This window comes from Streptomyces parvus, assembly GCF_032121415.1.
Lineage (GTDB): Bacteria > Actinomycetota > Actinomycetes > Streptomycetales > Streptomycetaceae > Streptomyces > Streptomyces globisporus_A.
Genome location: NZ_CP135079.1, coordinates 789,715 through 803,663 on the forward strand (window position 1 = coordinate 789,715; position 13,949 = coordinate 803,663).

The 13,949-nt window shown below is 73.3% G+C and carries 11 protein-coding genes; 5 read left to right on the forward strand and 6 right to left on the reverse strand.

Features of this window, described 5'->3' with window-relative positions; all coding sequences use genetic code 11:
• Nucleotides 1-350: 350 nt before the first annotated feature.
• The gene (locus tag RNL97_RS04585; protein ID WP_030589450.1) at nt 351-1,523 is read right to left on the reverse strand and encodes an acyl-CoA dehydrogenase family protein; all 1,173 of its coding nucleotides are present in this window, start codon (nt 1,521-1,523) and stop codon (nt 351-353) included.
• A gap of 383 nt (nt 1,524-1,906) precedes the next feature.
• On the opposite strand from RNL97_RS04585, the gene RNL97_RS04590 reads away from it, so the two are divergent.
• A complete protein-coding gene (locus tag RNL97_RS04590; RefSeq protein WP_030589453.1) occupies nt 1,907-3,181 on the forward strand; it encodes a glycoside hydrolase family 18 protein in 1,275 nt (424 codons plus the stop codon).
• Nucleotides 3,182-3,249: 68 nt separating this feature from the next.
• Here the strand turns inward: RNL97_RS04590 and RNL97_RS04595 are convergent, their stop codons facing one another.
• Nucleotides 3,250-3,402: an SCO1431 family membrane protein gene (locus RNL97_RS04595; protein WP_106978454.1), complete on the reverse strand. Its 153-nt coding sequence runs from the start codon at nt 3,400-3,402 to the stop codon at nt 3,250-3,252.
• Nucleotides 3,403-3,829: 427 nt separating this feature from the next.
• On the opposite strand from RNL97_RS04595, the gene RNL97_RS04600 reads away from it, so the two are divergent.
• A complete protein-coding gene (locus RNL97_RS04600) occupies nt 3,830-4,432 on the forward strand; it encodes a hypothetical protein (RefSeq protein WP_313750409.1) in 603 nt (200 codons plus the stop codon).
• Nucleotides 4,433-4,541: 109 nt separating this feature from the next.
• The gene (locus tag RNL97_RS04605) at nt 4,542-6,050 is read left to right on the forward strand and encodes a PepSY-associated TM helix domain-containing protein (RefSeq protein WP_313750410.1); all 1,509 of its coding nucleotides are present in this window, start codon (nt 4,542-4,544) and stop codon (nt 6,048-6,050) included.
• A 222-nt stretch (nt 6,051-6,272) separates the two neighbouring features.
• Here RNL97_RS04605 and RNL97_RS04610 read toward each other — a convergent pair whose 3' ends face one another.
• Nucleotides 6,273-7,640, reverse strand: coding sequence for a peptidase C39 family protein (locus tag RNL97_RS04610; RefSeq protein WP_030589461.1), 1,368 nt, complete (start codon nt 7,638-7,640; stop codon nt 6,273-6,275).
• A gap of 211 nt (nt 7,641-7,851) precedes the next feature.
• Here RNL97_RS04610 and RNL97_RS04615 point away from each other — a divergent pair, with 211 nt between their 5' ends.
• Entirely contained in the window at nt 7,852-8,481 is a 630-nt protein-coding gene (locus RNL97_RS04615; RefSeq protein WP_030589463.1) for a uridine kinase family protein, read from the forward strand.
• A 358-nt stretch (nt 8,482-8,839) separates the two neighbouring features.
• Nucleotides 8,840-10,744 carry an AAA family ATPase gene (locus tag RNL97_RS04620; RefSeq protein WP_030589466.1) on the forward strand — a complete coding sequence of 635 codons (1,905 nt, stop codon included), beginning with the start codon at nt 8,840-8,842 and terminating at the stop codon, nt 10,742-10,744.
• Nucleotides 10,745-10,791: 47 nt separating this feature from the next.
• Here RNL97_RS04620 and RNL97_RS04625 read toward each other — a convergent pair whose 3' ends face one another.
• The 3 genes from RNL97_RS04625 to RNL97_RS04635 all read right to left on the reverse strand — a co-directional run bounded on the left by RNL97_RS04625 (nt 10,792) and on the right by RNL97_RS04635 (nt 13,915).
• Entirely contained in the window at nt 10,792-11,898 is a 1,107-nt protein-coding gene (locus RNL97_RS04625; RefSeq protein WP_030589469.1) for a hemolysin family protein, read from the reverse strand.
• Entirely contained in the window at nt 11,895-13,253 is a 1,359-nt protein-coding gene (locus tag RNL97_RS04630; protein WP_030589472.1) for a hemolysin family protein, read from the reverse strand. Before RNL97_RS04630 ends, RNL97_RS04625 begins: the two co-directional genes overlap by 4 nt.
• A gap of 191 nt (nt 13,254-13,444) precedes the next feature.
• Complete coding sequence (locus RNL97_RS04635; protein ID WP_030589475.1) at nt 13,445-13,915, reverse strand: PH domain-containing protein; 471 nt, start codon at nt 13,913-13,915, stop codon at nt 13,445-13,447.
• Nucleotides 13,916-13,949: the final 34 nt, after the last annotated feature.

The window sequence follows — 13,949 nt, forward strand, 5'->3', positions numbered from 1 at the left end:
GGCCCGGTACGCGGGTCCCCGCGAACGAGCGCTCGAATCGGCGGAACAGTGACCCCGGCCCGCTCTGTGGCGTTGGCCCCGTATGACCACGCTGCATTCACCAGTCGGCTCGGGTCGCCGCCGGCTCGCCGCACCCGCCCCCGAAGAATCGGTTCCGCAGCCGGGAACACCCGCACAGCCGCTGCCCCGATCCACGGGGAACTCGCCCCTGGGCGCCCCCGTGGATCCACCGATCTACAGCGCGCTGCTCAGACAGTGGGAGAGCGCCGGCAGAACCGTGCCGGGGCGCCGCGACCCGGAGTGGGCCCGGGCCGCGGCCCTGCCCGCATGGTCCGAGGGACCTCTGCGGTTCAGCGCGTCTCGGGACCCGCGAGGTGGCGCGCGATGACCATGCGCTGGATCTGATTGGTGCCCTCCACGATCTGGAGCACCTTCGCCTCGCGCATCAGCCGTTCCACCGGGAAATCGAGCGTGTAGCCGTATCCGCCGAGCACCTGGACGGCGTCGGTGGTCACCCGCATGGCCGCGTCCGTGCAGAACAGCTTCGCCATGGCGGCCTGCCGGGAGAAGGGCTCCCCCGCGTCCCGCAGCCGTGCCGCCTCCAGATACAGCGCCCGGCCGGCCTCGATCTGGGTGGCCATGTCGGCGAGCATGAACCGCAGCCCCTGGAAGTCCGCGATGGGGCGGCCGAACTGGCGCCGGTCGGTGGCGTAGCGGACGGCCTCGTCCAGGGCGGCCTGGGCGACCCCGATGGCACACGCGGCGATGCCGAGCCGCCCGGAGTCGAGTGCGGACAGGGCGATGGCGAAGCCCTGGCCCTCCTCGCCGATGCGCCGGTCGTCGCCGACCCGTACGCCGTCGAAGTGGAGCTGGGCGGTGGGCGAGCCCTTCATCCCCATCTTCTTCTCGGGGAGGGCGGCGTTCAGCCCCTCGGCGCCGCCGGGGACGAGGAAGGCCGTGATGCCGCGGGCGCCCTCGACACCGGTCCTGGCCAGCACCGTGCAGAAGTCCGCGACCCCGCCGTGGGTGATCCACGCCTTGGTCCCGGTGATGACCCAGTCGTCCCCGTCCCGTACGGCCTTGGTGCGCAGGGAAGCGGCGTCGGAGCCGGAGGCGGGCTCGGAGAGGCAGTAGGCGCCCAGCAGGCCGCCGGAGAGCATCGCCGGGAGGTGTGCGGCCCGCTGCTCGTCGGTGCCGTATCCGGCGAGTGCGTGGCAGGCGAGGGAGTGGACGCTGACGCCGAGTCCCACGGTGAGCCGGGCGGCGGCCAGTTCCTCCAGGACCTGGAGGTAGACCTCGTAGGGCTGGTCACCGCCGCCGTGGTCGGAGCCGTACGGGAGTCCGAGGAGTCCGGACTCGGACAGGAGGGTGAAGACCTCGCGGGGGAAGACGCCCGCTTCCTCCTCCTCGGCCGCCCGGGGAGCGATCTCCTTGGACACGATGTCGCGCACGAGCGCGATGAGCTGCCGGGACTCCTCGGTGGGCAGACGGCGTTCCACCGGCTGCGGGGCACGGTCGGACATGACGGCGCTCTCCTCCCTGTCGGGCGTTGCGGCGGTCGCGCGCTCGGGGTGGGAGAGGCGCCGCCGGGTGATCCCCCGGAGGTGATCCCGGGAAAAACAGACTGCGCAGCCGATCCTGCCCTCCCGGGTCACGGGTGGCGCGGTCATCGGCTGTGGCGGCTTGAGTATGCCCGATCGGACGCCTTCCGTCACGGGGGCAAAGAGCAGGTCGGAGGTGTGAAGAGGGCGGAAACGATCAGCGAATTGGTCCGAACCATTGACCCAACTGGTCTAGTCCTCCTACGGTTTCCCCCAATGCCAGCCGCGTTCATGTCAACCGGGCGCACATGCCCGGATCCCGGCCGGCACCCCCACGCACCAGCCCTCCCCCACGAGGAGCCACGATGCTCAAGCTGCACCGTCCCCGCGCCCGGCTCCGGGCGCTCGCCGCGGCCGCCTGTACGGCGGCCCTCGGCGCCACCCTGCTCGGCGTCGCGGGCACGTCCCCGGCCGGCGCGACCCCCACCGCCCGGTCGGCCGCCGCCCCCGCGGAGGAGGCAGCCCCCACGGCGGCCGCGGGCGACAAGGTGATCGGATACTTCACCAACTGGGGCACGTACGACCGCAATTACCACGTGAAGAACATCGAGACGTCGGGTTCCGCGGACAAGCTGACCCACATCAACTACGCCTTCGGCAACGTGACCGGCGGCAAGTGCCAGATCGGCGACTCCTACGCCGACTACGAGAAGGCCTACACCGCCGACCAGTCGGTCGACGGCGTCGCCGACACCTGGGACCAGGAACTGCGGGGCAACTTCAACCAGTTGCGCAAGCTGAAGAAGCTCCACCCCGACCTCAAGGTCCTGTGGTCCTTCGGCGGCTGGAGCTGGTCCGGCGGCTTCGGTGAGGCCGCGCAGAACCCGGCCGCGTTCGCGAAGTCCTGCTACGACCTGGTGGAGGACCCCCGCTGGGCCGATGTCTTCGACGGCATCGACATCGACTGGGAGTACCCCAACGCCTGCGGGCTCACCTGTGACACCAGCGGCCGCGACGCGTACGGCAACCTGCTGGGCGAGCTGCGCAAGGCCTTCGGCAACGACAACCTGATCACCTCGGCGATCACGGCGGATGGCTCCGACGGCGGCAAGATCGACGCGGTCGACTACGCGGGCGCGGCGAAGCACCTCGACTGGTACCTGCCGATGACGTACGACTTCTTCGGCGCGTTCGCGGCGCAGGGCCCGACGGCCCCGCACTCCCCGCTGACCTCCTACCCGGGCATCCCGTCGGAGGGCTTCAACTCCGACGCCGCGATCTCCAAGCTGAAGGGGCTGGGCATCCCGTCGGAGAAGCTGCTGCTGGGCATCGGCTTCTACGGCCGCGGCTGGACCGGCGTCACGCGGTCCGAGCCGGGCGGCACCGCCACCGGGGCGGCGGCGGGCACGTACGAGCCGGGCATCGAGGACTACAAGGTCCTCAAGGACAGCTGCCCGGCCACGGGCAAGGTCGCGGGCACGGCGTACGCGCACTGCGGGAACAACTGGTGGAGCTACGACACCCCGGAGACCATCGGCACCAAGATGACCTACAAGAACGAGCAGGGCCTCGGCGGCACGTTCTTCTGGGAGCTGAGCGGTGACACGACGAAGGGCGAGCTGATCAAGGCGATCGACTAGCCGGCCGCGCGGCTGTGGGGGTGGCGGTTCGCCACCCCCACAGCCGTTTCCGGCCGCGACGACAAGCCCTAGAACAGGCCGATCCGGGTGACGAGCATCGCGAACACGACGACGAAGGCCCAGCCGGCGATGTGCTCCATCAGCTTCGAGCCGTCCTCGGGGCCCCCGGTACGGGCCCGGCGGGCGTGGTGGGCGTGTGCTGCGGCGCTGGTCGCGGTCATGGGCGTCTCACTCTTCGTGCGGCTGCGGCAGGGGCCCCGCCCCCTGGGGACCCGACCAGCGTGCCAGCACCCCGGCCCGGACAGAACGAGATCCCGGTCACGGCCCGGCGCCACCTCAGCGCCGGGGGGCGTACCGCTCCCCCGTGACGGCACGGAAAAGTCCGCCGGGACGGGGGCGGAGGCCGAGGTCCGCTGTGGGCGACGCCACAGCGTGCCGCCCCTGGAGATCCCGGCCCGCGGAATCCCGGTGACCACGGCCGGCCCCCGGGCGAAGGCGTCGGGGACGGGCTCCTTTCCGGAGCCGGACAGCGGCGGGAACTTTTTCGGCCATCCGGCCGACTACTGCCCCATGGGAAGAGACCGCGGCACCCAGCCGCACGCCGCACCCCGCGCCGGGCCGCCCCAGGCGGCTGGCTGCCTTGTCTCCATGCGTGCACCGGGTGGCCTGCCGAGGCGAGCGGCCGGGGGCCTGCTCTGCGGTTCGGCGTGCCTGGCCCTCGGTGCCGCGAGCCATGGCGCGGCGGGCGGACGTCTGCCCGGGGCGGGCGCGCTCGCGCTCCTGTTCCTCACCCTGGCCGCGCAGGGCGTCCTGCTGCTCGGCGGCCGGAAGCCGCGCTTCGACGTCGTGGTCCTGGTGCTCGGGGCGACCCAGTTCGCCCTGCACAACGCCTTCCACTTCCTCCCGGCCCTCGGTGGAGGCACGCACCCCGAAATGCCCGCCGGGCACGGGCACGGGCCCCAGCACCACCTGGCCGGGGCGCCCGGGGCCGCGCATGCCATGGACGCCGGGATGGCCCTGGCCCACGCCGCGGCCACGCTGGGGTCGGCCCTCTGCGTGCTGCACGGGGAGCGGGTGCTGCGACGCCTCGGGGCGCTGCTCGCCCCGCGCGCCGCCCTCCGGTCGGCCCCGTCGCTCCCCTGCCCGCCCCGGTCGCGCCCGATGCCGCCGGTGGTGGTGCGGATCCGGTTCGGGGCGCTCCTCGCCCGGTCCCGGTCCCGGCGCGGGCCGCCCGTGGCGGCCTCGGCCTGACCTCTCCCCTCACCTGCACCGACGCCGGAACCGCTCCGGCGTCCATCAGTCATGCGTGCGGGAGCCGTCGGGCGCGCGTCCGTCACCGTCCGCCATCCGAGGAGCATCCATGTACCACAGAACCGAAGAAATACCGCAGAACGAACAAGGGCAGGGCGAGCAAGAGGGGAAGGCCCAGGATCCGGCCGCCGGGAGACCGGACGGCGCGGCGAGAGCCTCGTCCGGGCGGCCGCGCCCGGCCCGCTCCTGGGCGGAGGTGCGGCATCTCCTGGTCCGGCTGCACTTCTACGCCGGGGTGCTCGTCGCCCCCTTCCTGCTGGTGGCCGCGCTGACCGGGCTGGCCTACACGCTGACGCCCCAGCTCGACCGGCTCCTCTACGGCGACCAGCTCCGGGTCGACCGGGTCGGGGACGAGGTGCGCCCGCTGGCCGAGCAGATCGCCGCCGCTCGGGCCGCGCACCCCGAGGGCACCCTGGCGTCGGTGATCACTCCGCCGGGTCCCGAGGACACCACCCGGGTGGTGCTCGCGGTGCCGGAGCTGGGGGAGAACCAGCGCACGGTGTTCGTCGACCCGTACACCGCCGAGGTGCGGGGCGAGCTGACGACCTGGTTCGGGTCGACACCGCTCACCACCTGGCTCGACGACCTGCACCGCAATCTCCACCTCGGCGAGACGGGCCGCCTCTACTCCGAGCTCGCCGCGAGCTGGCTGTGGGTGGCGGTCGTGGGCGGCCTGGTGCTGTGGCTCGGGCGCGCCCGGGGACTGCGCGCCGGCTCGGCCCGGGGCGTGCTGCTTCCGGACCGTACGGCCAAGGGGGTACGGCGGACCCGCAGCCGGCACGCGACCGCCGGGGTGTGGCTGGCCCTGGGACTGCTGTTCCTGAGCGCCACGGGCCTGACCTGGTCGAACTACGGAGGCGAGCGGTTCGGGCGGCTGCTGGACGCGGCGAACGGCACCGCCCCGGTACTCGACACGGCGCTGCCCGGGGCCGATACGCCCGCCGAGGACCACTCGGAGCACGCCGGGCACGGCGGTTCCGGCGGAGCGACCGCCGACGCCGATCCGGCGGACTTCGACGCGGCCCTCGCGGCGGCCCGGGGCGCGGGCCTCGGCGGGATCGTGGAGGTGACGCCCCCGGCGGACGCGGCGAGCGCGTGGGTCGTGGCGCAGACCGACAACACCTGGCCCGTGCACTACGACCGGGTGGCCCTGGACACCACGAGCGGCGAGATCACCTCGCGCACCCGCTGGGCCGACCACCCGGCCCTCAACAAGCTCAGCAAGCTGGGCGTGCAGGGCCACATGGGGGTGCTGTTCGGGGTCGTCAACCAGATCGTCCTGGCGCTCGTCGCCCTCGGTCTGACCGCCGTGATCGTCTGGGGTTACCGCATGTGGTGGCAGCGGCGGCCCACCCGGGGCGACCGGCCCGCGCCGGTCGGCAAGCCCCCCGAGCGCGGGGCCTGGCGGCGGATCCCGCTGCCCGCCCTCGTCCTGGGCATCCCGGCCGTGGCCGCCCTGGGCTGGACGCTGCCGGTCCTGGGGGTGACCCTGGCCGGGTTCCTGGTGGTCGACACGGTGGTGGGGGCGGTGCGCCGACGGCGCACCGCCTCACGGTGACCGGATGAGGCTCCCCGGGGCCGGCGGCGAGGAACGCCGGCCCCGGGGACGAGCCGTCACGTGCGGCCGACGCCCGCGTGCGTCGCGACGTCGGGCGCCGGCGCCCGCCACGCGAAGCACGACACCACCCCGGGCTCCAGCAACTCCGTTACGCCGAGGGCGCTTTGCCCTCGGCCGCTCCGGCCGCGGCCGTCATCGGGACGGCCGCGGATCCGGGCATGCTCACACCAGCCCGAGCGACCGCAGGACCCGCTGCCGGGAGGGCGTCGGCCGGTCGGGCCAGTACACGTAGCAGACGCCGCCCGTCCCGCTTCTGACCTTCCCCTCGGCGTCGTAGCGCTTGGTCCTGAGCCAGATGTTCTCGAACTCGCGCCGGCGGTAGACCCGGCGTACCGCGTCGTTGTCGGGAGACGCGGGGTCGTTCGCGACGACGTCACCCCCGGGGGTGAAGCCGATGACCGTCATCAGGTGGCCCGACGTGCCGTATCCGGCGCCGGTCAGCTCCTCCTTCAGGAAGGACTGCGAGGTGATGACGGGGATTCCGGCGCGGACCAGCCGCTCCACGTCGGTGAGCGAGCCGAGCCGGGTGACGACGGCGTTCATGTCGCGGTACGTGGCGGCGTAGGCGGCGTTGAACGGCCAGTTGCCGCAGCCCCCGTACTGGTAGTCGTAGGTGTTGCGGGCGGCGTGGCAGACCTGGGGGTCGGGCAGGCCGGGCTTGACCCAGGCGAGGTCCTCCGCGGTGGGCTTCCGGCCCCAGTACTCGATGATCATCTGCGAGGAGGTGGGGCTGCACCACGCCTCGCCGCCGTTGTCGTACTCGGGGTACTGCCCGATGTGGATGTTCTGCGAGTAGCGGGGCACCGGCAGTTCGCGGGCGGGCCCGGGGGCGGTCTCGGGCACGGTGAAGCGGTCGGGCACGTCGGAGGCCATCGCGCCGACCCGCCACACGGTCGGGGTGAGGCGGCTGCCGGGGGCGCGGTACAGCGTCAGCCTCAGCCGGAAGGAGACCACGCGTACGCCGCTCGCCGGGTCGTCCACCGAGAGGGTGTCCGTCCACACGGTGCTGTGCGGGTCGCCCTGGCCGTCGACGGAGGTACGGCGGATGTCGCCGTCGCCCGCCGCCCAGCGGCCCATCACGAACCAGGGGGTCGCGGTGCCGTCGGCGTACCGGCCGCTCAGCTCGACCTGGATCCAGGTGCCGGCCGGCGTACGGGCGTTCCACGAGGCGATCACCTCGGTGGCCGGGACGGCGGAGCGGTGGACCGGCGAGGTCCAGGTGGCGTAGTCCCAGGCCGCCGTCTCCCCGGTGTGCGGGTCGGTGTGGTCGACGCGGCCGGCCGGGGCGGCGATCACCAGGCCGGGGCGGGCGCCGGCGAGGAGCCGGGTGCCGTCGCCGGTGCCGCAGCGCCAGTCGGTGTAGGTGTGCCAGAAGCGGTTGTCCACGAGGGCCCCCGGGGTTGCGGAGGGGCCTGCGGGCGCGGACGGGGCGGCGGACGCGGGCACGGCGGAGGCGGCCACCGTGCCCGCGGTCGCCGCGGCGGCGAGCGCGGCGGTCAGAACGGTTCTGCGCGAAGTCGGACTGGTCATGGTCGTGACCCCCGGTCGGATGCGGAAGGTGGTCTGGGATGCCGTGCGGTTCGGTGCGGTTCGGATGCCGTGCGGTTCGCCAACTATCCCGGTTCCGGGGCGGATCGGACCAGCGGTTCGACGGTCGCCGCCGAACCGATATGGGTCTGGACCACTGGCATGACCTGCGGCGGTTCCCTGGTCCCCGCGTGCCGGAACGTACCCTGGGGCCATGGACGACCTGGCCCGCCACGCCGATGACCTCGCCGCACTGCCCCCCTCCTGCGGACCGGTCCGGCTCGTCGCGGTCGACGGGCACGCCGGTTCGGGCAAGAGCACCTTCACCGCCCGCCTCGCGGCGGCGCTGGGCGGTGCCCCGGTCCTCCATCTGGACGATCTCGCCACGCACGAGGAGTTGTTCGGGTGGACGGGGCGGCTGCGGGAGCAGGTGCTCCTGCCGCTCTCGCGCGGCGAGCGCGCCCACTATGCCCCGTACGACTGGACGGAGCGCCGCTTCGGGCCGGCGCGAGCCCTGGAGCCGGCCCCGGTGGTGCTGGTGGAGGGGGTCGGCGCGGGGCGCCGGGAGGTGCGGCCGCAGCTGGCGGCGCTGTGCTGGATGGAGCTGGACCGGGAGACATCGTGGGAGCGGGGCCGGCGCCGGGACGGGGCCGGGCTCACCGGGTTCTGGGACGGGTGGACGCTCGCCGAGGAACGGCACTTCGCCGGGGACCCCTCCCGGCCGTACGCCGACGCGCTGGTACGCCAGTTGCCCGAGGGGTACGCGTGGCTGCCGGGGCCTCGCGCGACAGCGGGAGCGAACCGGAACATCACATACCGTAGCCAGGCCGCCCCGCCATACTGAGCAGTCGGAAATCGGCCCGGAAGTGCCCCAACTCTGCTTGACCGGGGGGCCTTACTGGTCTTACGTTCTCATTGTGCGGCTTTTCGGAGCCCCCGCAGACGCGAAGCCCCCGGTTGTTCCCCCGTGATCGGGGGCTTCGCCCTGTGCTCCCTCCACCGCTTGGCGACTACGCAGAGCGAGTCACTCACCCTCGGTCACCACCCCTGAGGGCCGGCTGTTGCGCCGTCACTCCCCCTGTGCGCGGGTACGATGCACCTCGGTGTGGTCAATTCCCTTCCTCCACGCCGTGATTCAGCACGCTCAGGTGGGCATGCTGTGCGGGCGGGACATCCTGGGGGCACGGTTTGTGGGGGACCTGATGGACATCGGCACACAGGGCGCTGGAGCCCCCGCCGACCTCGCCTGGCTGCGTGGCCTGGACGCCTACACGATGGGCGCCTACCCGCAGGCCGAGGAGGAGTTCAGAGCCGCGGTGCGGATCGATCCCGGCATGGCGGACGGCTGGCTCGGCCTCCATGCGCTGCGCATCGACACCACCGCGGCCCTGTTACGCATGTACCGGCACCGCGACCGCTTCGGCGAACAGCGTGCCCGCCACCGCCGTACGCTCAACTCCTGGTACTGGCTGGGCTGGTGGGTACAGCCGGTGCTGGAGAGCCCGCGCGATCTGCTGCTGGCGCACGCCTCGCACTGGCTGGACGGACGCCATGTGCCCGAGCTGGACCGGGCGTTGGCCGGACTGCCGCCGGTGGACACGGACCCGCAGGTGCGGTTCCTGCACGCCTGCCGCGCGTATCTGGTCAAGGACTGGGAGCAGTTGGTGCGCTGCACCGAGCAGCTCGTCGACGATCCGATGCTGGGCATCGAGGCGGGCCTGTTCGGCGGAATGGCCCGGGTGCGGCTGGAGATGTTCGGGCAGGCGGAGCCGCTGCTGTCGGCCGCGCTGATGCGCTGTCGCAGCGAGCAGCCGCAGCGCAAGGAGCTGCGCTACTGGCTGGCGCGGGCCCATGAGGGCACCGGGCGCAGCGCCGCCGCCCTGCCGCTGTACCGGGCGGTGCACCGGGTGGACCCGGCCTTCATGGACACCTCCGCCCGGCTGGCGGCGCTCGTGGAGGGCGACGGGTTCGACGAGTCGGCGGATCTGGCCGCCGTGACCCTGACCGGTTTCGGTTCGGGGGGCGCGGGGACGGAGGCGCAGCCGGAGGCCGACGCGCTGCTCGGCACCGATCTGGTGGACGGGCGCGAGTCCTGGCCGGTCGGCGAGGCGGGGCTGCTCGGCGACGATCCGCTCCCCGGTCCGCCCGTCCCCGTCGAGGGGGCCCGGCGGACCAAGACCCGCAAGCCGCCGCCCTTCCCGGCCGGGCCCAGCGATCCCGTCCTGTTGGCCGAGGCGCTCGCGCAGCTGGAGCGGATGGTCGGCCTGGAGCCGGTCAAGCGGCAGGTCAAGGCGCTCTCGGCGCAGTTGAACATGGCCCGGCGGCGGGCCGAGCAGGGTCTGCCCGTGCAGCCGCCGAAGCGCCACTTCGTCTTCTCCGGGCCCTCGGGCACCGGCAAGACCACGGTGGCCCGCATCCTGGGCAGGGTCTTCTACGCCCTCGGGCTGCTCGGCGGCGATCATCTGGTCGAGGCCCAACGCTCGGACCTGGTCGGGGAGTTCCTGGGCCAGACGGCGGTGAAGGCGAACGAGCTGATCGACTCGGCGCTCGGCGGGGTGCTGTTCGTCGACGAGGCGTACAGCCTGGCCAACTCCGGATACAGCAAGGGCGACGCGTACGGCGACGAGGCGTTGCAGGTGCTTCTCAAGCGGGCCGAGGACAACCGGGACCATCTCGTCGTCATCCTCGCGGGGTATCCGGAAGGCATGGACCGGCTGCTCGCCACCAACCCGGGACTCTCCTCCCGGTTCACCACCCGGGTCGACTTCCCCAGCTACCGGCCGCTCGAACTCACCGCGATCGGCAGCGTCCTGGCCGCCGAGAACGACGACGTGTGGGACGAGGAGGCGGTGGACGAGCTGCGCTCCATCAGCGGCCATGTGGTGGACCAGGGGTGGATCGACGAGCTGGGCAACGGCCGTTTCCTGCGGACGCTGTACGAGAAGAGCTGCGCCTACCGTGATCTGCGGCTCTCCGGCTATACGGGCGAGCTGACCCGGGAGGACCTGTCGACGCTGCGGCTCGGGGATCTGATGCAGGCCTACGGCGAGGTGCTGTCGGGGCGCGGCCCGGTGGGCCGGGGCAAGCAGGAGCCGGGTGCGGTGTGAGGGCCGGGCGGGAGCGTCGGCTCCCGGCCCCGGCCCTCACCGCCGTCTCAGTGCACGAGGGCCCCGGATGTCGGCCGCCCCGGTGTCCGGGGGACGTCCACCGTACGGCGGGGCACGGACACCACCCGGTGGGCCGGGTCGCGTACCTCCCCCACCAGCATCTCCAGAACGTCCTCCATGGCGACCAGGCCGAGGACCCGGCCCGATCCGTCGGCGACCTGGGCGAGGTGCGTGGCGGCGCGGCGCATCACGGTCAGGGCGTCGTCCAGCGGGAGTTCGGCCCGTACGGTCGCCATCGGACGCCAGATCTGCTGCGGGACCGCGCGGTCGGCGTCCTCCAGCTCCAGGACGTCCTTGACGTGGAGGTAGCCCATGAAGGGGCCGCCGCCCTCCACGCAGACCGGGAAGCGGGAGAAGCCGGTGCGTACCGTCAGCTCCTCGATCCGGCGCGGGGTCACCGACGGGTCGACGGTGACCAGGGACTCCCGCTCCAGCAGGACGCCGGCGACGGGCCTGCTGCCCAGTTCGAGGGCGTCCTCCAGGCGCATCGCCGCCTCCGGTCCGAGGAGGCCGGCCTGTCCGGAGTCCTCCACGAGCCGGTTGAGCTGCTCACTGGTGAAGACGGCCTCCACCTCGTCCTTCGGCTCGACGCCGAAGAGCCGCAGCACCAGGCCGGCACAGGCGCCGAGCGCGGTGGTGACCGGGCGGCAGAGCCGGGCGAAGGCGACCAGGCCGGGGCTCAGCCACAGCGCGGTCCGCTCGGGCGCCGCCATCGCGAGGTTCTTCGGGACCATCTCGCCGATGACCAGGTGCAGGACCACCACGGACAGCAGCGCGAGGGCGAAGCCCAGGGGGTGGACGAGCCCGTCGGGGACGTGCGCCGCGTGGAAGACCGGCTCCAGCAGGTGGGCGACGGTCGGCTCGGCGACGGCTCCGAGGGTGAGGGAGCAGACGGTGATGCCGAACTGGGCGGCGGCCATCATCTGCGGCAGGTTCTCCAGGCCGTGCAGGACCGTGCGGGCCCGGCCCGACCCCTGGGCGGCCAACGGTTCGATCTGGCTGCGGCGGACCGAGACGAGGGCGAACTCCGCGCCGACGAAGAACCCGTTCGCCAGCACGAGGAGGACGGCGAGGAGGAGTTGGAGCAGGCTCATCGCGCGGCCTCCAGCAGACCCGGTGCGGCCGGTTCCGGCAGCGGGTCGGACGTCCGGGTGAACCGGACGCGTTCGGCGCGGTTGTGGCCGACCTGGCGGACGGTGATCCGCCAGCCGGGGAGTTCGGCCGCATCGCCGGGGGCGGGGATGCGGCCCAGGAGTTCCGCGACGAGCCCGGCGACGGTCTCGTACGGTCCGTCGGGGACGTCCAGGCCGCCGCGGCGCAGGGTGTGGACCCGGCAGCTGCCCTCGGCGTCCCATGCGGGGCGGCCGTCCTCGCCGGTGGCGGAGGTCAGCTCGGGGCGGCCGGCGCCCTCGGCGTCGTGCTCGTCGCGGACCTCGCCGACGAGTTCCTCGATGATGTCCTCCAGCGTGACGACGCCGGCGGTGCCGCCGTACTCGTCGACGACCACGGCTATCGGCTGTTCGTGGCGCAGCCGCCGCAGCAGGTGTTCCACCGGCAGCGTGCCGGGCACCAGGAGCGGGGCGACGGCGATCCGGCCGGTCGGGGTGCGCAGGCGCTCGTGGGCGGGGACGGCGAGGGCGTCCTTGAGGTGGACCATGCCGATGACCTCGTCGATGCGGTCCCGGTAGACCGGGAAGCGGGAGAGACCGGTGGCGCGGGTGAGGTTGAGGACGTCCTCGGCGGTCGCGGCGGAGTGCAGGGCGCTGACCTTCACCCGGGGGGTCATCACGTGCTGGGCGGTGAGACCGGCCAGCGAGAGGGTCCGGACGAAGAGGTCGGCGGTGTCCTGTTCCAGGGTCCCGGCCTCGGCGGAGTGCCGGGCGAGGGAGACCAGTTCGCCCGGGGTGCGGGCGGAGGCCAGTTCGTCGGTGGGCTCGACCCCGAAGAGGCGGACCAGCCGGTTGGCCAGGGCGTTGAGGAGGGTGATCACCGGTCGCAGGAGGGCCGCGAAGCGGGCCTGCGGTCCGGCGACGAAGCGGGCCACCTGGAGCGGCCGGGAGACCGCCCAGTTCTTCGGTACGAGTTCGCCGACGATCATCTGGACGGCAGAGGCCAGCAGCATGCCGACGACGACCGCGACACCGGACACGGCCCCTGCGGGCAGTCCGGTGGCCGTCAGGGGTCCGGCGAGCAGCTGGGCGAGGGCCGGTTCGGCGAGCATGCCCACCACCAGGGAAGTGATGGTGATGCCGAGCTGGGTGCCGGAGAGCTGGAAGGAGAGTTCGCGCAGGGCGCGGACGACGGTGCGGGCCCGTCGGTCGCCCTCGGCGGCGGCTCGTTCGGCGTCCGGCCGGTCCACGGTGACGAGCCCGAATTCGGCTGCCACGAAGAAGCCGTTGGCGAGGATGAGGAGGAAGGCCGCCGCGAGGAGCAGCAGGGGGGTGGTCATGAGGCCGCCGCCTCCGGGGAGGGGGCGGCGCAGGTACTACCGGACGATCCGTCCATCGCTGGAGGGAGTCACTCCTTGGGTCGCAGGAAGAACCCCGCGGGCCCGGTGGGGCCGTGGTACGGGCGGGGCGGGGCGCACGGGGCGCCGCCGCCCACCAGAGTAGACAAGAAGACCCCGTGCCGGGCAGGGGCTCAGCCGCCGGCGGGAGTGTCGTCGCTGCCGGCGCCGCGCGCCTCGGCGAGGGAGCGCAGGGCGCGGGCGTCGCGGATGGCCTGCTGCTTGGCCAGGCCGGGCTGGATGCCGAGGGCGGGCAGGCTGGTGCCGTCGCTGAGGTCGAGGAAGACCCAGGGGTCGCCGGAGCGCAGGTTGACGCGGAGGATCTCCTCCCAGGCCAGCCTGCGGGTCCGGGTGAGGTTGACGACGGTGACCCCGTTGTCGTCGGCGGCGACCCGGGGCCTGCTGAGCAGGGCCAGGACGCCGAAGAACAGCGCCGCGACGAAGACGAAGCTGGCCCGCTCCCCCGGGTTGAGCCGCTCCAGCATCAGCGCGACGGCGGTGATGACGAGGAACATCGCCAGGCCCACGCTCAGCAGGACCACCCGGGTGAGGGTGGGCCGGAAGGTGACCGGCAGGGTGGGGAGTTCGGGCCTGGGCGCGGACATCGGGGTCTTCTCTCGGGAGGTGCGGGCGGCCGGG